The sequence below is a fragment of the Phytohabitans flavus genome (genome assembly GCF_011764545.1).
Classification (GTDB): Bacteria; Actinomycetota; Actinomycetes; order Mycobacteriales; family Micromonosporaceae; genus Phytohabitans; species Phytohabitans flavus.
In genome coordinates, this window is sequence record NZ_AP022870.1 from 1959549 (window position 1) to 1979686 (window position 20138).

At 68.7% G+C, this 20138-nt stretch carries 18 protein-coding genes; 13 read left to right on the plus strand and 5 right to left on the minus strand.

Annotation, left to right across the window (positions count from 1 at the left end):
• Nucleotides 1-145 precede the first annotated feature (145 nt).
• Nucleotides 146-802, plus strand: a complete 657-nt coding sequence (locus tag Pflav_RS08250; RefSeq protein ID WP_173035063.1) for an RICIN domain-containing protein — start codon at nt 146-148, stop codon at nt 800-802.
• An 80-nt stretch (nt 803-882) separates the two neighbouring features.
• Here Pflav_RS08250 and Pflav_RS08255 read toward each other — a convergent pair whose 3' ends face one another.
• The 3 genes from Pflav_RS08255 to Pflav_RS08265 form a co-directional block, all read right to left on the minus strand.
• Nucleotides 883-3597, minus strand: coding sequence for a helix-turn-helix transcriptional regulator (locus Pflav_RS08255; protein ID WP_173035065.1), 2715 nt, complete (start codon nt 3595-3597; stop codon nt 883-885).
• Between the two features lie 143 nt (nt 3598-3740).
• Nucleotides 3741-4016, minus strand: a complete 276-nt coding sequence (locus Pflav_RS08260) for a hypothetical protein (protein WP_173035067.1) — start codon at nt 4014-4016, stop codon at nt 3741-3743.
• Between the two features lie 676 nt (nt 4017-4692).
• Nucleotides 4693-6015 (minus strand): FAD-binding oxidoreductase, encoded by a 1323-nt coding sequence (locus Pflav_RS08265; protein WP_232071089.1) that lies wholly within the window; start codon nt 6013-6015, stop codon nt 4693-4695.
• Between the two features lie 140 nt (nt 6016-6155).
• On the opposite strand from Pflav_RS08265, the gene Pflav_RS08270 reads away from it, so the two are divergent.
• The 8 genes from Pflav_RS08270 (at nt 6156) to Pflav_RS08305 (ending at nt 14071) form a co-directional block, all read left to right on the plus strand.
• Entirely contained in the window at nt 6156-7073 is a 918-nt protein-coding gene (locus Pflav_RS08270) for a LysR family transcriptional regulator (protein WP_173035071.1), read from the plus strand.
• A 202-nt stretch (nt 7074-7275) separates the two neighbouring features.
• The gene (locus tag Pflav_RS08275; protein WP_173035073.1) at nt 7276-8517 is read left to right on the plus strand and encodes an ABC transporter substrate-binding protein; all 1242 of its coding nucleotides are present in this window, start codon (nt 7276-7278) and stop codon (nt 8515-8517) included.
• A gap of 19 nt (nt 8518-8536) precedes the next feature.
• Nucleotides 8537-9391 (plus strand): branched-chain amino acid ABC transporter permease, encoded by an 855-nt coding sequence (locus tag Pflav_RS08280; protein WP_173035075.1) that lies wholly within the window; start codon nt 8537-8539, stop codon nt 9389-9391.
• Nucleotides 9388-10344: a branched-chain amino acid ABC transporter permease gene (locus tag Pflav_RS08285; protein WP_173035078.1), complete on the plus strand. Its 957-nt coding sequence runs from the start codon at nt 9388-9390 to the stop codon at nt 10342-10344. The genes Pflav_RS08280 and Pflav_RS08285 overlap by 4 nt, the downstream gene beginning before the upstream one ends.
• Nucleotides 10337-11092, plus strand: a complete 756-nt coding sequence (locus tag Pflav_RS08290; RefSeq protein WP_173042304.1) for an ABC transporter ATP-binding protein — start codon at nt 10337-10339, stop codon at nt 11090-11092. The genes Pflav_RS08285 and Pflav_RS08290 overlap by 8 nt, the downstream gene beginning before the upstream one ends.
• An 11-nt stretch (nt 11093-11103) precedes the next feature.
• Nucleotides 11104-11838 carry an ABC transporter ATP-binding protein gene (locus Pflav_RS08295; protein ID WP_269474612.1) on the plus strand — a complete coding sequence of 245 codons (735 nt, stop codon included), beginning with the start codon at nt 11104-11106 and terminating at the stop codon, nt 11836-11838.
• Nucleotides 11835-13106, plus strand: coding sequence for a metal-dependent hydrolase family protein (locus tag Pflav_RS08300; protein WP_173035081.1), 1272 nt, complete (start codon nt 11835-11837; stop codon nt 13104-13106). The genes Pflav_RS08295 and Pflav_RS08300 overlap by 4 nt, the downstream gene beginning before the upstream one ends.
• The gene (locus tag Pflav_RS08305) at nt 13106-14071 is read left to right on the plus strand and encodes a dihydrodipicolinate synthase family protein (protein WP_232071093.1); all 966 of its coding nucleotides are present in this window, start codon (nt 13106-13108) and stop codon (nt 14069-14071) included. Before Pflav_RS08300 ends, Pflav_RS08305 begins: the two co-directional genes overlap by 1 nt.
• Nucleotides 14072-14079: 8 nt before the next feature.
• Here Pflav_RS08305 and Pflav_RS08310 read toward each other — a convergent pair whose 3' ends face one another.
• A complete protein-coding gene (locus Pflav_RS08310) occupies nt 14080-14805 on the minus strand; it encodes a hypothetical protein (protein ID WP_173035085.1) in 726 nt (241 codons plus the stop codon).
• Between the two features lie 56 nt (nt 14806-14861).
• Entirely contained in the window at nt 14862-16331 is a 1470-nt protein-coding gene (locus tag Pflav_RS08315) for an aldehyde dehydrogenase family protein (RefSeq protein ID WP_173035087.1), read from the minus strand.
• Between the two features lie 93 nt (nt 16332-16424).
• Between Pflav_RS08315 and Pflav_RS08320 the strand changes: the two genes are divergently transcribed.
• The 4 genes from Pflav_RS08320 to Pflav_RS08335 all read left to right on the plus strand — a co-directional run bounded on the left by Pflav_RS08320 (nt 16425) and on the right by Pflav_RS08335 (nt 20138).
• Entirely contained in the window at nt 16425-17228 is an 804-nt protein-coding gene (locus tag Pflav_RS08320) for an IclR family transcriptional regulator (RefSeq protein ID WP_197938216.1), read from the plus strand.
• A gap of 134 nt (nt 17229-17362) precedes the next feature.
• Entirely contained in the window at nt 17363-18670 is a 1308-nt protein-coding gene (locus tag Pflav_RS08325; RefSeq protein ID WP_173035091.1) for an ABC transporter substrate-binding protein, read from the plus strand.
• Entirely contained in the window at nt 18670-19428 is a 759-nt protein-coding gene (locus tag Pflav_RS08330; RefSeq protein WP_173035093.1) for an ABC transporter ATP-binding protein, read from the plus strand. The genes Pflav_RS08325 and Pflav_RS08330 overlap by 1 nt, the downstream gene beginning before the upstream one ends.
• The gene (locus Pflav_RS08335) at nt 19425-20138 is read left to right on the plus strand and encodes an ABC transporter ATP-binding protein (RefSeq protein ID WP_173035095.1); all 714 of its coding nucleotides are present in this window, start codon (nt 19425-19427) and stop codon (nt 20136-20138) included. Before Pflav_RS08330 ends, Pflav_RS08335 begins: the two co-directional genes overlap by 4 nt.

Genomic DNA, 20138 nt, shown 5'->3' on the forward strand with positions numbered 1-20138 from the left:
TCGCCGCCAGCCTCCTCGCGGCTCCGGCCAGCCCGGCGGCCGCCGCGGCTCCGATCAACAAGGGCGTCTACCAGTTGGAGTTGCGCGCGCCGGGCACGGAGGCGCTCAACTACGCCATCGACGTCCCGAGGGCTCCACGGCGCCGGTGGAACAGCCCATCCTCTTCCCGCGCCACGGCGGCGAGAACCAGCAGTTCGAGCTCCGTGACGCCGGCGGCGGCTACTACAAAATCATCACCCAGCACACGCTCGTTCAGAACGGCGAGGCGGGCAAGCTCTGCCTCGACGTCCGGGGCGCCTACGGGCACGCGGGCGCGGCGGTCATCCAGTACCACTGCATCGCCGCGGACAACCAGGCGTGGCGGATCGCCCCGCTGGGCAACGGCTACTACAGCATCCAGGCCAAGCACAGCGGCATGTACCTGTCGTACGACCTCGGCCACGGCGTCATCCCCTGGGCCCGGATGGTCCAGGAGACCAACCCGGTCGCCTGGCAGCTCACCCCGAGCAGCTACAGGATCAAGTCCGGCTCCACGACCGTCGTCTCGGGCTGGCCGAGCACGCTCTACGTCGGCCCCTGCGCCTCGGGCTGGCACTACCGTTGGGAGGACGAGTTCCGCCACCGGGTGAGCTACGAGAACGCGGGCGACTCGCGCTGGTCGAACGATTCCGACGCCCACACCTCCAACTACGCGGCCGACAACGGCAGCCACGTCCGCTTCGAGCTCTGGTGGTATGCCCTGGTCATCGGTGACCCGTACAGCATCACCGCCCAGGTGCGCATCTTCTGCGACCCCAACTGAGCTGACCGCCGGCACAGCCCGACCCGTGGGGGTCCGCGTTCTCCGGAACGCGGGCCCCCGCTTCGCCGTACCGGTGCCACTCAGCTCAACACGGCGAACTGCCCAGGCTCACGTCGGGCGAGGTCGGCGAGCTGATGGCGGTTCGCCACGCCGGCCTTGGCGTAGAGGTTGGACAGGTGGTAGCCCACCGTCTTGCGGGTGATGAACAGTTCGGCGGCGATCTGCGCGTAGCTCATGCCCTTGCCGACCAGGGCGAGCACGTCGACCTCCCGCTCGGTCAGCCCGATCCGTGATCCTGCCCGGCCGTCCTGGACCGCCCTCGGCCCTGGCTGACCCGACAGGGCCGCCTCGACCCGCGCCAGATAGCCGACGGCGCCGATCGCGCGGTAGCCGTCCGCGGCGTCGCGCAACGCCTGCCGCCCGCGCGCCTCCTCCCCGGTGGCCCGCAGCAGCCGCGCCTGGTCGGCCAGGATGTGCGCCCGGTACAGCGGCAACGTCATCGGCGGGCCGGATGTCGCCGCGTCGAGCATCGCCAGCGCGCCGGTCCGATCACCGGTCGCCTCGGCGGCCAAGCCACGCAGCCACGAAGCACCGGACCGCGCCCAGGGCGTCACCGGCAGCGCCGGCGTCATCAGGTCCGCGCAGATCTCGGTGAGGTCAGGGCGGTCGGCCCACAACGCCGCCGTACCCGCGCTGATCAGCACCCGTACCGTGCTGGCGGCCGGCTGCGGCCCCCGGACCCGCCGCCCGATCTCGCCGACCAGCCGGGCGCCGATCTCGCGCCGCCGGGCCGGGTCGTCGCCGGCGTGCCCCCGCGCGATGAGCAGGTGTAGCGCGTTCTCGAACCCGGCGCGTGGCGAGCGGCCGAACGTCGGCAGCAGCCGGTCGAGATAGTCGTCCGCCTCGGCCAGCCGGTCCTGCCCGATGAGCAGGTACGGCAGGTACCTGCTCAGGCCCCGCATGTCGTGCGCGAGATGCAGCCACCGACTGGCGGAACTCCAGTCGCCGAGCAGATAGTGGACGTAGCCGAGACCGTCCGGTATCCGCCCGTCGGCCAACGAGAGGATCCCGTCCCGGCAACGGCGCATCACCTCGGTGAGGTCGTCGCGGGCGACCTCGTAGAGTCCGATGTGGACCGCGGCGATCGCCCGGCGGGCCAGCTCCAGCGTCGCCGCCACCGGCACCGCCGCTGGCGTGCCCAGCGCCGGGTCGATGCTCGCCCAGTGCCGCACCGGTCCGAGGAGTTCCTCGTCCACGAACGTGCGCGCCAGCCGGGCCTGGAACAGCAGGCAGGGGTCGATCACCTTGAGCCCTTCGGCGGCCCGCAACACCGTGTCCACCTGGTCCGCCGGCTCGCCCTGCTCCCGCATCGCGGTGGCCAGCAGCACGCCGGCGCGGTAGCGGGTGACCGGATCGACGGACTCCTCGGCAAGCGCCAGCACCTGTTGGGCCGCGGCGACCGTGGCCGCCGGGTTGCCGTCAGCCAAGTCGAGCAACGCCCGCAGCATCGTCTCGGCGGGATCGTCGGTGGCGGCCTGGGCGGCCAAGCCGGCCCGGGCAGCAGGCAGGTCGGGGATCAGTGTGGTGTCCACAAGGGACTCCAGCCACCGGCGTCGGCGCCGGCCGGGCTGTGCGGTGACGGCGGCGGCGCCGCGCAGGTAGCGGGCCGAGACCCGCCAGATCCGCCGGGTACGCAGCCGCTGCGCGTACGCCTCCAGCGTCGTCGCGAGGTCGTCGTCGTAGCCGTTCGCCGCGGCCAGTCGATGGTCGAGCACCTGCCCCTCGTCCACCAGCACCTGTGCCGCCCGGGCGTGCAGCCGCTTGCGCTCGGCCAGCGGCAGCTGCTGATGGACGGCCGAGCGGATGAGGGCGTGCGCCGGCCGGACGGCGTCGCCGGAGCCTGCCGCCCGCACCTGTAGCAAGCCGGCATCGGTGAGCTGCTGCGCGGCCACTGCGGAATCGTCCAGACCGGCCACGGCGGCCGCGTCGGCCAGCGGATGCCACCCCGTGCCGAGCACCGCGACCGCGCCGAGCAGCCTCGTCGCCGCTGGCGCGAGCCGACCTGTGCGGGCCGCGACTGTGCGGGCGAACCGTGCCGGCGCCGGCAGCACCTCCCGGTCGGCCAGCTCGGCGGGCTCGTACTCGTCGAGCAAGGCGCGCAGGTAGAGCGGGTTGCCGGAGGTGTGCTCCCAGAGCAAGGCCGGGAAACCTTCAGGCACCGCGCGACCGTCTGCCGCGACAAGGGTCGCCACCTGGTCCCGTGACAGCCCGGAGAGCTCGATCCGGACGACCTGCCGGCGGTTGCCCAGCCACCGTTGCCAGGCGGGATGCTGGTCGGCGTCGAGCGGGCGGGCGCCGACCGCGACGAGCAGCCGATCCCCAGCGGCCCGGCGCAGGAGCCAGAGCAGGGCATTCACCGATTCGGCGTCGGCCCAGTGCAGGTCGTCCACGCGCAGCAGCACGGGCCGCCCGCCGCAGCTGTCGAGCACCGCCCGCAGGCGTTGGGCCATGACGAAAGGGTCGACGTCACCGCCGCCCCGCACGGCCACCCCCACCTGGGCCAGAACGCTGTAGGGGAAGCCGTCGTCCTCCAGACCCTCCGCGGCCAGCACGGTGAAATCCGCGGCCCGGGCGACTAGGTCGTCGAGGAACGACGTCTTACCGACGCCGGCCGGGCCGCTGACCACGAGTGTCGTCGGCTCTCCTGTCCGCGCCCGCCGAATCGCCCCCTCAAGGTCGTCGAGCTGTTCCGGGTGCCATAGGTGGGCCGCTTCCGCCGTGTTCCGCGCAGACACGACGATGATTGTCCCGTCCCCGAGGGCACCGACGGCGGGTTGAGTCGACAACCCAACTGTTGCGGCGCCCTGCCCACTGGCGGCCCGCATTGCCGAGACACCGGCGTCACCAACGAGCGAGGTGAGGCTTCGACCGCCGGCGATCAGGCGTCGAAGCTTAGTAGGAAGATCATCAGCGACATGAACGCCAGGAGGAGGCCGGCCGAGAAACCGCCGGTCTTACCGAGCTTGCCGCGCCAAGCCACCGGGAATCGATCCCCGGCGACCGGTTTGGCCATCCGGATGACGACGGCGGAGGTGATGTTGAGCAGGAAAGCCAGGCAGGCCAGGTAGGGCAGCAGCGGGTTGCCGAGATCGGCCGCCGCCATGGGCCAAGCCACAAGCAGCGCTGCCAAGGCGACGAAGAAGAACAACGTCATCCATTTGGCCGCCCATCGAGCGCGACGATCGCGCCGCCGCCCTTGCTTCGCGGGGACCGCACGGCGCACAGGGCGCCGCTGTCGTACTCGCTGCATCCGGCCAATGTAGACCCGAAGATCAAGTCTCCGCACCCGTTCCACAAGCTCCGGCAGGCTGTCCTGCCTCGCCGAGGTGCGATCGGCGGCGGCTGCGCGGGGCTCCTCGCCACGATGCGCCGGCACGTGGCGCAAGGCGGTGTCATGTCGCGGATAACGATCCAAATGCAAGGAAGTCGAGCTACCGCGACGTTCGTCGTGGTCCGGACCGTCGCTCCCGCGGCCTCACCCTTCGCGGTTGGCCAAGCTCACCCCCGGGTCGTGGTCGGCCGACCACGACCTTCGCTGCCGGGTCCGCGCTCCGGTCCGACCTTGACCTGGCTCGGCGGTTGGGCCGGGGGGCCATCCGAGCCAGGCACGCGCCCAAAGGGCGCTCGGTTCCCCCTTGATCGGCGCTACGACGGGCTGCCGTCTGGCAGATCGTGGTATTCAACTGCCGCTGGTGGGGCAGTTAAATACCACGATCTCTCGCGTGCACCAGCCCGACCGCGCCTATCAAGGGAGCGGGTCTGCGGGTTGCTGTGGGATCAGCATCAGCCAGGACCACGCGGCCTTCGCAGTGGTCAGCGGGACTACTGGGTCACCGCCAGCCGAGTAGGCCTGCCGGGTCCATGGCCTCACGAATCCTGTCCGTCAGGGCCCGGGCTGCGGGCGGCGTCAGGCGCAGATAGGTGTCGGCATTCTTCGGACCAACTCCGTGTTCGGCCGAAAAGGTGCCGTCGAATTCAAGGACGGCCGTGTCGTAGACGAGCCGCACCAACGCTGCTCGAGCATCGGGGGTGGCGGCTGCCGGTGTGAGGGGCAGGATCAGGTGCAATCCACCATCGCCGTAGTGACCCAGCTCCACCGGGACCAGGTCTGGATGTCTGACCGCGATCCGTTCGACGACAGTCCTTCGAAACTCGTTGAGCTTTCCGCGTGGTGTCGCGACGTCGAAGCTCAAAACCGGAGACATTCGTTCGGTGATGGTGGGGATGACGTGTCGCACCTCCCACAACTCGTCTGGTGTGCCGACGACCGTGTCGCCGATCAGACCCTGCTCGTCCAGCTCCTCCAGCACGGCGACCAGGACGTCCTCCGCGCCACCCCACGACGTACCCACCTCGACGAGCACACAGTCGCCGTCGGTGGCGGGCAGTCTCTTGAGCAGTCCCGCGTAGTTGTCGGCGAGCAGGGCGATCGCCGAGCGGGAGACGAGCTCGAAGGCCGTCAGCCACTCGCCGCACCGGCGCTCGAACGAGCGCAGGACGCCAGGCAACGTGCTGCCGTCGGGTATGGCGATCCATGCCGTCGCACGCGACGACGGCTCGTAGGCGAGTTCGAACGATGCCGCCGTGACGATCCCGAAGGTGCCGCCCGTCCCGATGAAGAGCTGGGTGAGGTCGAGGCCCTCGTTCTGCTTGCGCAACGGACGAAGCAGGTCGAGCACGGTGGTGTCGGGGTCGGCCAGGACTGCCTGTACGCCAAGGGTGCGCCGCCTCGCATCGCCGTATCGAATCACGTTGGAGCCAGCGATGTTCGTGGAGACCATGCCACCCACCGATGGGTCCGAGCCGACTTCGATAGGGAGGCGTAGCCCCCACTCGGCCAGCCGCTGGTTGATGTCCGACAGGAGCCACCCTGCCGAGACGGTCAGGGTCCGGGAGTCGACGTCGAGGTCGAACGTCCGGCGCATTCGCTCGGTCGACAGGATCACCTGTGTCCCCGACCCGTCGGGAAGCCCGGCACCCACAAGGCCGGTGTTCGCCCCCTGAGGGACGATATGCGCGCCGTGGCTTCGGCACGTGGTGAGGACACGGCGTACCTCATCCACCGATGCGGGCCGGACCACCAGCGCGGCGATTCCGGACAGGTTATTCGGGCTTTCCTGGTAGCGCGCCAGGTCGTCGTCGGGGGTGAGCACCCCGTGCGGGCCGACGATCGCGGTGAGAGCGGCAGTGAGGGAGGGCAGCAAGGCACTACTCCTTCGGGGTGGGCTTCCTACTACACCCTGTCATCCCGGGACCGTTGACATATACCGTTAGCGCAGATTCCATTGCCAGAATGGCTAAGAATCCGACGCTGCCGCAGTTGCGTGCGTTTCGGGCCGTGGCGACCGAGCTTCATTTCGGGCGGGCCGCGGCACGGCTACACACGTCCCAGCCGCCGTTGACGCGCCACATCCAGGCGCTTGAGGAGGCCGTGGGCGTCGCCCTCTTCCAGCGCAACACGCGCAACGTCGAGCTCACCTCGGCGGGTGTCGCGTTCCTGGCCGAGGTGGAGGTCGCCATCGCCCGGCTGGACCGCGCGACCGCGCTTGCGCAAGCGGCCGCCGCCGGGCAGTCCGGTGGGTTGTCGATCGGCTTCGTAGAGCCCCTGGGAGTCTCGATCCTTCCCCAGGTCATGAGCCAGTTCATCCTCCTGCATCCGAACATGGACCTCGATCTGTACCAGCTCGACACGCGGGACCAGATCGCTCGGCTCCACGAGGGCAGCCTGGACTGCGGGTTCATTCGAGCCCCGGCGAACGTCGACCCGCGGCTTAGCTTCGAGCCGGTGTGCACCGATGTGTTCGTGGCCGCCCTGCCGCACAATCACCCGCTGGCCCTCGCGGGAGCCGCGCGGATCGACCTGGCACAGCTGGCGGACGAGCCGTTCATCTCGTACCAAGGCGCCATCGGGCAGGGGATGATCAGCGCACTGCTGTCCGGTTGTGCCTCGGCCGGATTCACGCCGGTGGTGCGGCGACAGGTTCAGAGCACGGTCATGGTGCTGGCCCATGTCGCTGCCGGTGACGGGGTCGCCCTCATCTCCAGCGAGATGGCGCGGATCCCACGCAAGGGCATCTACTTCGTCCCCCTGACTGGGGATCCCGCCGGCTCGACGATCCTTCTCGCGTGGCGTCGCGGGGAGACGAGCGCGGCCCGGGCGAACCTGCTCCACCTGACCCAACGCGCGACATCCACCACGTCGAAGAGATGACGGTGATGCCTTGTAGGGCATGAAACTTGTCGCAATCAGCATCAGTGTGCGCTGTGTGGCTCATTAGCATCGAGCCACCGAGCAATACAAGCGTTGCGTCACCACTGCCGCCCTCGGCGGTGACCGTTGACAAGACCCGCCCCGGCGTCACCGCACCCAGCATCCCGTTGGGTCTGCCCCGGTCGACGATCAGGAGATAAAGATGCCCAGAAGAACTCGTTGCGCGGCGATCATCGCCGCTGCCTGCGTCGCCGTGGCGACCGTCGGTGGATGCTCAGGAACGGACTCGGGGAGCGGCGACTCGTCCAAGCCTATTGCGGTTGGTGGGCTGCTTCCGCTCTCGGGCGGTGGCTCCGTCTACGGACCCGACATCGAGACGGCCCTCAGGGTCGCTGTGGACGAGATCAACCAGAAGCCGCCGATGGGACGCAAGTTCGACCTGCACATCGCCGACGACCAGACCGACCCGGATGCGGGTACCCGCGCTGCCCAGAAGCTGATCAGCGTCAACCGGGTGTCCGCGATTCTCGGTATCTGGTCGAGTTCGGTCACTTTGGCGGTGGCACCCATGGCGATACAGAGCGACGTGATGGTCGGAACAGCAGCCGGAGCGGGAGATGTGACGAAGCTCGACGACCGCGACCTGGTCTGGCGGTTCTACCCGCCGGGCAAATACACCGGTGAGGCCATCGCCCAAGCCGTGAAAGCCCAAGGTTGGGATAGCGCCGTCGCGATGTCTCGCAACGACCCCAGCGGCCTGACCATCATCGACAGCTTCCGCAAGAGCTTCGAGGCCAAGGGCGGGAAGATCCTGGACTCGGTCACCTACCCGCCCAGTCAGTCCAGCTACACCGGCGAGGTACGCAAGGCGATCGACGCCAAAGCGGACGTCGTCGTCAACGTCGGCTACACCCCTGAACTGTCGGCGATGCTCAAGGACGCGGCGAACACTCCCGACAAGGGAACCTGGCTGTCGGTGGGTTGGTCGGTCAACGGCGACCTGTTCAAGGCAGTAGGCGACGCCGCGGCGGAGGGAATCTACTCCGTCGACGCGGCACCCAACGTCGACGGCGGCGCCTTCCGCCACGTCAGCGAGGCGTTCCAGAGCAAGACGGGCAAGGAGCTGTTGCCGAGCAACACGTTCGTCTTCTCGGCATACGACTCGGCCGTCGTGGCGGCCCTCGCGATGACCGCCTGCACGTGTACGAAGGGCAAGGCGTTCACCGACGCCATCCGCGCAGTGTCCGGCGGGCCCGGCGAGGAGGTCGACACGTATGCCGCGGGCGTCGCCGCTTTGGCGAAGGGTGCCGACATCAACTACCAGGGCGCGTCGAGCAACCTCGAGTTCGACGACAAGGGTGACCAGCTCTCGGACTACGGCATCTACCAGGTGCGTGCCGGCAAGATCGATTTGGTCCGAGCGTTCTCACTTCAGACACCGTGACCGGTACAGGTGACAAGCGATGATCCAGGCAGTGGTCAACGGAATCGCCGATGGCATGCTCATCGGACTGATGGCGCTGGGCATCACGCTGATCTACGCGGTGCAGAAATTCCCCAACGTCAGTCATGGTGCCCTCGTGACGGGCGGCGCGTATCTCACCTACCTCAGTCAGGCACTGACCCAACGCTGGTACCTCGCGGTAGCTCTGGGGCTGGTCCTCAGTGTCGCGCTCGGCATGGCGGCATACCAGGTGGTGATCAGGCCCTTCATCGCCGCACCACTGATGACGCTCATGATCGTGACGATCGGCCTGGAGTTCGTCCTCGACTACACCATCGCCCTCGTATGGGGAAACTCGTTGCGCACATACGACTTCGGGCTCACCGGCCAGACCACCGTCGGTGGTTTCTACACCACGCATGCGGCCCTGGCGACCAGTGCGGTGGCGCTGCTCGCCATGGCCGGAACCGCGGTGGTCCTGACCCGGTCGCGACTTGGCCGCGACATGCGCGCCCTGTCAGACGACCCCTCGCTGGCCCAGGTGGCCAGGGTGTCCCGCCAGCGGACACTCCTGTTCACGTGGGGCTTGGTCGGCCTGCTCGCCGGGTTGGCCGGCGTCTCCTACGGAGTGAAGGCGCAGCTCACTCCGATGCTCGGATGGCACCTGCTCCTGCCCTCATTCGCCGCCGCGATCCTCGGCGGGCTCGGCAGCTTTACGGGAGCGATCCTCGGTGGCGTTCTCATCGGTGTCGGCATGGAGGTCTTCTCGCTCCTGCTGCCCACGGTCTACAAGCCCGCCATGGCCTTCGTCGTCCTGACCGTCCTCCTGCTCGCGCGGCCGCGCGGACTCTTCGGGAAGGCGGTCCGGGTATGAACGCCTACCTTCCAGGTATCGCGACGGTGGCGTTGATGTACGGCGCACTCGGATTGTCGCTGAATCTGCAGGTCGGACGCACCGGAATCATCAACTTCGGCCACATCGCGTTCTTCGGAGTCGGGGTCTACACCACCGCCCTGCTGTCGCTGCACGGCATACCGCTGTGGCTGTCGGTGCCGGCTGCCGCTGTCGCGGGTGGGTTGTGCGCCATTCCGCTCGGCTGGGCCGCCGCCCGACTCACATCGCACTACCTGGCCATCGTCACCATCGGCTTCGCCGAGGCCCTCCGGGTGGTCCTGCTGAACCTCGAGGTCACGGGCGGGCCGTCCGGCCTCGTCGGCGTCCCGCGTCCGCTCGGTGACGCTCCACTGGAGACATTCTCGATGGTGTGGCTGGTCCTGGCGGCTGGCCTGCTCGCACTGACCTACGGGCTGGTACGGCTCTTCACGCGAGGGCTCCTCGGGCTGAGCCTTACCGGAATTCACGACGACGAGCCGGCGGCCGCCATGCTCGGGCGTAGCGTCGCGGCCTACAAGACCCTGGTGCTCGCCTGGGGATCCATGCTCGCCGCCCTGACGGGAGCCTTCTACGTCCACTGGATCGGGTACGCATCCACGGAGCAGTTCGACCCTCGCGTCACCTTCTACCTTTGGGCAGGGATCGTGGTGGGCGGGGCGAGCAACGCCGGCGCATGGCTAGGGTGTGCGGCCATCGCCGGTCTCTTCGAGGCCACCCGTTTCATCGGTGACTTCGGTTTCACCGCGTTGTCCGAGACGCAGATCGCCTCGGTGCGGTGGATCATCATCGGGCTGGTCCTGATCCTCACAATGCGATTCCGCCCGCAAGGCCTCCTTCCCGTACGCACCCGGTTGTCGCGCTCCGCCGCCCCGACGGTGACCGCACCGGCGGCGAGCGGGGACCGCCGGGTGAAGGAGAGCGCGGATGCTTGAGACCCGAGCATTGAACGTGCGCTTCGGAGGCATGCGGGTCGTCAAGGATGTTTCGCTCACCTTCGCCGCTGGCCAGGTCACCGGCCTCATCGGCCCCAACGGTGCGGGCAAGACCACGCTCTTCGACTGTGTCACCGGCTTCGTCAAGGCTCATACCGGCACGGTCCTGGTCGACGGCCGGCCACTGCGGCGGTTGGCCCCGCACCTGGTGGCCGCCGCTGGGGTTGCCCGGACCTTTCAGACGCCGCGCATGTTCGACAGCCTCACCACTCTCGAGAATCTCGTGGTCGCTGGAGCGCCAGCCTCGTCGTTGTCCTCGTTCCTCACCACGTTTCGAGCCCGCCATCATCGGTCGCTGGTGGACCTGCTCACGACCCGAGCCCGTGAGCAGGCGGCATTCGTCGGGTTGACCGAGGTGCGGGAAAACCGGGCGGACGCCCTCTCCGGCGGGCAGCGAAAGCTTCTGGAGATCGGTCGTGCGCTCATGCGCGAGCCCAAGGTACTTCTCCTCGACGAGCCGGTGGCCGGTGTGAACCCTGTGCTGGCTCGGCAGATCGCGGCCACCATACGGCAGGTCGCCGAACGAGGCGTTGCCGTCGGTGTGATCGAGCACAACATGGAGTTCGTCATGGCGAACTGCACGCACGTCTACGTGATGGCTCAGGGATCGGAGCTGGCGTCCGGCGCGGCCGACGACGTACGACGACGTCCCGAGGTGCTTGAGGCATACCTGGGAGGTCACCAGTGACGGCCGTCAGGGTGTCGGGTCTGTGCGCCGGCTACGGCGGCGCGCAGATCCTGAACGGAGTCGACTTGGAGGTCGGCGAGGGAGAGGTTGTCGCCGTCATCGGACCGAACGGTGCCGGTAAGTCCACCTGCGTCAAGGTCATCGCTGGGCTGCTGCCCTGGACGCGCGGCGAGATCGAGGTGGGTGGTGTACCTGTCACCTCGGCGGGTGGGCAGGATCCAGCGCGTGCGTCGCTTGGCTACGTGCCACAGGTACGCAACACCTTCCCGAGCCTGAGCGTGCGGGAAAACCTCCAGGTGATGGCGCCACGGTCGTGGAGTCGACGTCGGATCGGCGCGAGAGTCGCCGACCTCTTGGAGCAGTTTCCCCAGATCACCCGGTTGGCAGAGCGGCCGGCTGGCCTGTTGTCGGGTGGCGAGCGGCAGAGTCTGGCGCTGGCCATGGCCCTGGTCCGTGAACCCAAGGTGCTCCTGCTCGACGAACCCGCGGCAGCGCTGTCTCCCAAGGCGGCCACGGAGGTGTTCGCGATGGTCGGACGCTTGCGTGAGCGTGGCGTGAGTGTCCTGGTCGTGGAGCAGAACGTCCGGCTCGCACTGGCAGCATCGGATCGTTGCTACGTCCTCGAAGGCGGCCGGGTGGCCCTCGAAGGGACAGCCTCGGACTTGCTGGATGATCCCCGGCTCGGCGGCCTGTACCTGGGCGGCGACGTGGCCACCCCGGAGCAGCAAGGGAGAGCTCGACAATGACCGACACCTACCTCGTCAATGCCGTGGTGATCGACGGCGCCGGAAACGATCCGCTTGAAGGCGCTTGGGTGCGCTTGACCGATGGGATCATCACTGGCCTGGGCACCGGTGCCGCTCCACGCTCGGAGAAGGCCACGACGGTCGACTGCGCTGGCCGTACGGTCATGCCGGGCCTGATCGACGCCCATGCCCACATGGCGGCTGTCGACTATCTCGACCGGCTCCTGGACAGCCCTCGACCGTTGTTCGCGGCCCGCGTCCTCGCCGAAATCGAGTCGACGCTCGACCACGGCTACACCACCATCAGGGACGCCGGCTACACCGATGCGGGGTTCAAGCAGGCAATCCGTGACGGGTTCGTGCGCGGACCACGCCTCTTGACTTCCAACGGTCCGCTGAGCCAGACAGGCGGGCATTCCGACCTCAGGCCGGCGCACCAGCGCGAGGCTGTCCCCACGACTGACGGCCTGGTCTGGCCGGGAGTCGTCGTCGACGGAGTGGACCAGGCTCGACGGGGCGCCCGCGAGGTCCTGCGAGCCGGGGCCGACCAGGTGAAGGTCATGGCCAGTGGTGGCTGCGCCTCGCATGGGGACGACGTGACCGAGCCCCAGTTCACCCGGGATGAGCTGTCAGCCATCGTCTACGAGGCACAAGCGCGAGGGAAGTTTGTGATCGCGCACGCATACAACCCCGCGGCGATCGCGAACGCTGTGGCGGCTGGCGTCAGGTCGATCGAGCACGGCAACCTGCTGGACGAAGAGGCGGCCGCCCTCATGTCGAGCGCCGGCTGTTTTCTGGTGCCGACCATCCCGACGTTCCAGCTGCTGTCGCTGGAGGGGACCAGCATGGGAATGACGCAGGAGCAGGTCGACCAGGTGGACACTGTGCTGAAGTCCGCGTTCACGTCGATCGAGATCGCCGTCGCCGCCGGCGTCCGCGTCGGGTCGGGGTCCGATGTCCTCGCGCGACACCAGACACGCAAAGCCCTGGCCCTCGAACTCCAGGCCCGCGTGTTGGGCAACTTGGGAGCTCTGAGGGCGGCCACGTCCGTCAACGCGGAGCTCATCGGGCGCGGGGCCGACCTCGGACAAGTGGCCGAGGGCTTCGTTGGCGACCTGCTGATCGTCGACGGTAACCCGGTGGACGACATTGACGTACTCCAAGACAAGTCACGCATCCACGCCGTTCTGCAACACGGTGCCTTCGTCGTCGATCGACGTCCGGAAACCTCTCACTCCACTGTCGACACCCAAGGAGCACAACGCTGATGGACCGCAACGACGTGACCTGGCGCGGCTATTGGTCCGCCGCTGTGACCCCGTTTACGAGCACAGGAGCTGTCGACGAACAGGCTCTACGTGACGTGGTGACCCAGTCGGTCGGCCAGGGTGTCCACGGCATCTGTGTGAACGGAAGCACCGGGGAGTGGTTCAGCCAGACGTTGTCCGAGCGTAGGCGAGTCGCGGAAGTTGTCGTCGAAGCCGTAGGTGGCCAGACCCCAACCGTCGTGGGAGTGACCGCGACTCGGGTGTCCGACGCCGTGGACCTCGCCAAGCACGCCGCGCAGATCGGCGCCGACTCCGTGATCGCCGCTCCGCCACCGCTTGCCCGTCCGACGTACAGGGAGCTGGAGTCCTACTACAGCGAGATCTTCGATGCGACGGACCTGCCCGCCTGGCTCTACAACTTCCCGCAGGACAATGGGCACGCGATCTCGGTCGACGAGCTCGTCAGGCTTAGCGCCATCCCGACCGTGGTCGCGGTCAAGCAGAGCGCTCCCGGCATCGAGGAGCTGATCGCCACGATCGAGGCAGTGGGCTCGACCCTGCGGGTGTTCGGCAACATGCTGAGCCGGCTCGGGGCGGCCCTGATTCGGTCAGGCTTCGGCGGAGACGGGCATTTCGGCAGCGGCATGCTGCTCGGAGCCCAGATGCCGGCCTTCTTCGAAGCGACGTGGAAGGGCGACGTCGCTGGCGCCGAAGAGATCGCCGCCCGCTACGCCAGGCTGATGGACCGTATCGCCGGGGCACGCCCGGACGGCTACAACTGGGCCTTCGGCGGGATGCAGTCGACCCTGAAAGCAGCCATGAACGTTCTCGGAGAGAGCGGGGGCTATCCCCGCCAGCCCAAGCTGCCGGTCGACGACCCCCAGGACCTCGCCCAGATCCGCGAGATCCTGCGCGAGGCCGGGTTGTTGCGCGCCGCCGCGTCGGCCGGCCACTCGGCCAGTTGAGCAACCGCTCAGACAACGGCGACGCCGACCGCCGCCAGACTGAGCGCGATCGACAGGAGGATGGCCCATGCCAAGCCAGTCCCGCCGCGGATGGGCGGCGAGTCGGTGCGCGGCGGCCACGACCGTGGTCGCCAGAGCGGTTGAGGCTCCAGTACCAGGTAGAGCAGGACGCCCACCTGACCGACGGTGAACAACCAGAACCACGCCCATCTGTTGGCGTACCGATGGTGGCTATGGCCGAGCATGAGCAGGAACGTCCCCACCCAGGCGGCCAATGTCGCCACCTGCAGCGGTTCCCACACGACATTGGCGGGCCACCAACCGGCCTCGCGGTCGGCGCGGATTCTCAGCGATATTGGACGGTCCGACGCGTTGATTTGCTGCTGGAGCCACGCCAACGCGGCGTCGCTCTCCGGATAGATGGCGTCCGGCCGTTCGATGTTCTCCTGCCACGACACCAGCGTGGTCGTCCGCCACCGCCACCACCCGTTGGCCCATCGGACCCTGTGGTCGCCGCGTTCGTAGTCCAGGTAGGTGATCCGACCCGCGGCGAGGTCCGCGGTCAGGTCCGACTCCGACCGCTCAGGTGGGCGGATCGAGGCCATGGTGGTCGCGGCACCGGCGACAAGGACAAAAAGGAGCAGCACGCGGAACGCGGCGCTCCACCAGTCGCCGGGACGCCAGCCGAGGGCGGGCGCGGACCCGGCGACCGGAACCGATTCAGGTACGACCATGTCGACTCCCGACCGCGTGGGCTCCGCCACCTAGGAGTGTGCCATCCGGACGCCGGTTAGAACCGGAACGTTCGATCCTGCTCCCGGGCGGAGATCCACTGTAGTTCGGCGAATTCCTCGGCGGCGAAGCCGATGCCGAAGCGGCCCCAGCCGGTGTCCTTCACACCGCCGAAGGGCATCTGCGGCTCGTCGTTGACCGTCTGGTCGTTGACGTGCACGATGCCGACCTCCAGCCGGGCCGCCAGGCGCATGGCACGTGGCACGTCGCTGGAGATGACGGACGCGACCAGGCCCAGGTCCGACCGGTTGGCCCGGTCGACCGCCTCGTCGGCGGACTCCACGACCTCGACGGTGACGATGGGCCCGAACGTCTCGCCCTGGGCCAGTTCGGTGTCCGCCGGTACGTCGGTCAGGACCGTCGGGGGATAGCACGGGGGCTGCGGCTCACCGCCGGCGACTACCCGCGCGCCGGCGTCGACCGCCTGCTTGACCCGGCGCTCGAGCATCGCCAGCGCCCACTCGTTGATGACCGGGCCGATGATCGTCGCCGGGTCGGCGGGGTCGCCGGTGGGCAGGGCGCGCACCTTGGCGGCGAACTTCGCCAGGAACTGCTCGGCCACCGGCCGGGCCACGTAGATGCGGCGGGCGCACATGCAGACCTGGCCCTGGTGCAGGAAGGCGCCGTACGCCGCGGCCTCGACGGCGTAGTCCACGTCGGCGTCCTCCGCGATGATCATCGGGTTCTGGCCGCTCAGCTGGAGGACGATCCGCTTGAGGTGGACCCCGGCCTTCTCGGCGAGGCGCCGGCCGGTCGGGGTGGAGCCGGTGAAGTTGATCCGCTTGACCCGCCGGCTGGCGAGCATCGCGTCGGCGATCAGACCCGCCTCGCCGGGTGCGTGCGTCACGACGTTCAGCGCGCCACCGGGCAGCCCCGCCTCCTGGAGGATCTCGGCCCACAGCGCACCACCGGTGTACGGCGATTCCTCGGACGGTTTCAGCACTACCGTGTTGCCCAGCGCCAGCGGGCCGGCGATCGCCCGTCCGCTCAAGGCCAGCGAGGCGTTCCACGGCGCGATCGCGCCGACCACCCCGACCGGGCGGCGGACCGCCAGTGCCTGGGTGCCCGGGATGTCGGACGGCAGCAGCTCACCGATCGGCCGGTAGGCCAGCTGTGCCGCCTGGCGCAACAGGCTCACCGCGAAGTCGACCTGGATCTCGCCGAACGGCGCGCCGCAGCCGGTTTCGAGAGCCAGCGCCCGCAGGACGCTGGGCCGGCGGCCCTCCAGGATGTCGGCGGCGCGAAGGAAGACGGTCTGCCGCCGGCCCGGCGCGGCTTGAGACCACCCGGAGAACGCGGTGTGCGCGTGCTCGATCGCCCGGCGGGCGTCCTCGTCGTCGCCGGCCGCGACCGGGCCGATCACCGCTCCTGACCAGGGCGAGCGGTTGTCATAGGTGCGTCCCGAGACCGCCTCGGCCCAGTCTCCGCCGATGAAGTGGCGTACGGCGTCCATGGCCCTCGCTTCCATGTGGGTACGGCGCGATTCTATGAGCGGCGACGGCCGGCACCTCGTCAACCAGTGGTTCGGATGGGTCGAACAACTCTCTCCTATCCTGAACCCATGACGCAGCCAGCATCCGCGGATTTCTCGGTGTCGCTCGAGCGCGGCCTGAAGATCCTGTCCGCCTTCGGCGGCGGCCGGCCGGTGCTGGGCATCGCCGACCTCGCCCGGATGGTCGGGGTCACGAAGAGCACCGCCCACCGGTACGTCGCGACGCTGGTGAAGCTGGGCTACGTCGAGCAGGACCCGGACACCCGGAAGTACTCCCTCGGCCCGCGGGTCGCCGACCTGGGCTTCGCCGCGATCGAGTCGATGGACCTGACCCGGGTGGCGGCACCGCTGCTACAGGGCCTCGCGGACGAGACAGGTTTCACGGTCAGCATGGCGGTCTGCGAGAGCCGCGACGTGGTGTACGTCGACCGCCGGCGCAGCGCCCGCCGCAACACCTTGGCGATGGATCTCAACCTTCAGGTCGGCTCCCGCCTGCCCGCCTACTGCACCGCGATGGGCAAGGCGATGCTCGCCTACAAGGACCCGCAGGCGCTGCGGCAGATCCTCGAACGCTCCGACCTGGCCCGCCGCGGCCCGAAGACGATCACAAACCGCGAGGAACTGCTGGCGGCGCTGGCCAGGGTGCGCCAGGCCGGTATCGCCGTGAACGACGAGGAGCTCGCGCCGGGCCTGCGCTCGTTCGCCGCCCCGGTACGCGACCGGACCGGCGAGGTCGTCGCGGCGGTGAACGTGGCGATCCACCTGAGCGCCGCCCCCAGCTCGATCGAGTCGCTCGCCGCGCAGATCGAGCCGCACCTGCGGCGTACCGCGCGGGAGATCTCGTACCGCATGGGGCACCGTTCGGAAAAGTAAAAAACTGTTTCGGTATCCCGAACGCAGTGTTGCCCGCGTCACACGGGGCTCTTACGTTCGTCGCACGCCAGCGCCCCCGTTGCCCGCAACGCAGGCGATGCGCGGTCTCCGATCACCCCTTGAAGGAGTCCAGCGTGAGCGACACGTCATCCGGCGCTATCAGCCGTCGTTCTCTTATACGGGCAGTGGGCCTCGGCACCGCCGCCATCGGCAGTACCCCGTTTCTGAGTGCCTGCGGTGGACTCAAAGGAACGGGCGGCTCCTCGTCCGACGTACTGAAAATCGGCTACGTCAGCCCGCAGACCGGCCCGCTGGCCAGTTTCGCGACCGCCGACAACTTCGTCGTGTCGCAGATCCAGGAAGCGGTCAAGGCCGGCTTCGACGCCGGTGGCAGGAAGCGCCAGCTGGAGATCGTCGTCAAGGACACCCAGTCCAATCCGAACCGGGCCACCGAAGTCACTCGGCAGCTGATCACCAGCGACAAGGTAGACCTGATCGTCGGCTCGTCGACGCCGGACACCACCAACCCGGTCGCCGACCAGTGCGAGGCCAACGGCATTCCCAACGTCACCACGATCGCGCCGTGGGAAGCCTGGTTCAAGGGCCGCGGTGGTAAGTCGGGCGAGGGCTTCAAATACACCACGCTGTTCTTCTTCGGCATGCAGGAGTTCGCCGACTGCTTCTTCCCGATGTGGCAGCGCGCCGGCGCCACCAGCAAGAACGTGGCCGCGCTATGGCCGAACGACACCGACGCCAACGCGTTCCGGCAAGGGCTCGGCCCGATGATGCAAAAGGCCGGCTACACCCCGATCGACGGCGGCGCATACCAGGATGGCGCAACGGACTTCACCGCTCAGATCGCGAAGTTCAAGAGCTCCGGCGCCGAGCTTTTCACCTGTACGCCGATCCCGCCGGACTTCCAGACCTTCTGGAAGCAGACCCAGCAGCAGGGGTTCCGCCCCAAGCTCGCCACGGTCGCCAAGGTCATGCTGTTTCCGTCTGAGGCAGAGGCGCTCGGCCAGCTCGCCGAGAACATCGCCACCGACTGCTGGTGGAGCCCCGCCCACCCGTACAAGTCCACACTGGACGGCAAAAGCGCCAAGGACCTCGCCGACGGGTTCGCCGCCTCGGCCGGCAAGCAATGGACTCAGGCACTCGGCTCGATCTACTCGCTCTTCGAGATCGCGATCCAGGCCTTCAAGGACGCCGGTGACCCGAAGGATCGCGACGAGGTGGCGTCCAAGCTGCGGACCATGAAGATCAGCTGCATGAGTGGCGACCTGGACTTCAACACCGGACCGGAGCCGGGCATCGCGATTCAGCACCCGGTGGGCGTGCAGTGGCGCAAGGGCGAGAAGTTCCCCTGGGACATCGTGGTCGTCGACAACACCGCCAACCCGGCGGTACCGATCGGCGGCGACCTCAAGCCCACCAACGCCTGATGGCACCGCTGCTCCACCTGGAGAACATCACCAAGAGCTTCGGCCGGGTCACCGTCGCGAAGGACATGACGCTTTCGGTCGCGCCCGGCGAGGCGCTCGGTATCGTCGGCCCGAACGGCGCCGGTAAGTCCAGCCTCTTCGCGATGATCTCCGGCGATCTGCGGCCGGATCGCGGCACGATCCGGTTCGACGGGCGCGACATCACCGGGGCCGCGCCGCACGCCCGGACCAGGGCCGGCATCGGCCGTACTTACCAGGTCCCGCGGCCGTTCGAGCACCTTACGGTCTTCGAGAACGTGTTGGTGTGCGGGCACCAGGGCGCCCGGCTCAAGGGCCGGGCGGCCTGGCAGCGGACCATGGAGGTCCTTGATCGCACCGGCCTGGCTCCGCTCGCCAACACCCCGGCCGGCCGCCTCGGGCTGCTGCAACGCAAGCGCCTCGAGGTCGCACGCGCCATGGGTACCGGCCCGCGGCTGGTGCTGCTCGACGAGGTGGCCGGCGGGCTGACCGAGCCCGAGGTGCTGGAGCTGGTCACCGTGGTCAGGCAGCTGCACACCGAGGGCCTGGGCATCGTCTGGATCGAGCATGTCGTACACGCGCTGGTGAAGACCGTGGGCCGGATGGTGTGCCTGGCCGGCGGCGACGTGGTCGCCGACGGCGACCCGGTCGAAGTGCTCGCCGACCCGAAGGTACGCGAGCTCTACCTCGGCGCAGGCCCGGAGGCCGGCGCAGGCACAGCAGCGGAGGTGCTGCAATGACCCTGCTGTCGATCCGGGACCTCACCGTCCATCATGGACAGCTGCGCGCCGTGGACCGGCTCAGCCTGCGGGTCGGCGAGGGCGAGGTACTGGCCGTCATCGGCGCGAACGGCGCGGGGAAGTCGTCGCTGCTGCGCGCCGTCGCCGGACTCACCCCACCCTCCTCGGGCAGCATCCACCTGCGGGACCGCGATATCACCCGGCTGCCGGCCCACGAACGGGTCTGCGCCGGGGTGGCGCTGGTGCCCGAGGGACGGCGGCTGTTCCGTTCGCTGACGGTGCAGGACAACCTGCTGACCGGTACCTATCGCAAGCGGCCCGGCCCGTGGACCCTCGCCCGGGTGTACGAGCTGTTTCCGTGGATGGCCGACCGGCGCCGGCAGAACGCGGCCCAGCTGTCCGGCGGCGAGCAGCAGGCTGTGGCGATCGGCCGGGCGCTGCTGTCCAACCCGGACCTGCTGCTGCTCGACGAGTTGTCGCTGGGCCTGGCGCCGGTGGTCGTCCGGCGGATCTACGAGGTGCTGCCCGGCATCGTCAGCGGCGGGACGGCCGCCCTGATCGTCGAGCAGGACGTGGCGCAGGCGATGCGGGTCGCAGGCAGGGTGCACTGCCTGCTCGAGGGTCGGTCGGTGCTCGAAGGGCGGCCCCAAGACCTCAACGCCGCACGGGTCGAGCACGCCTACTTCGGCATCGGAGAGGAACGGCACTGA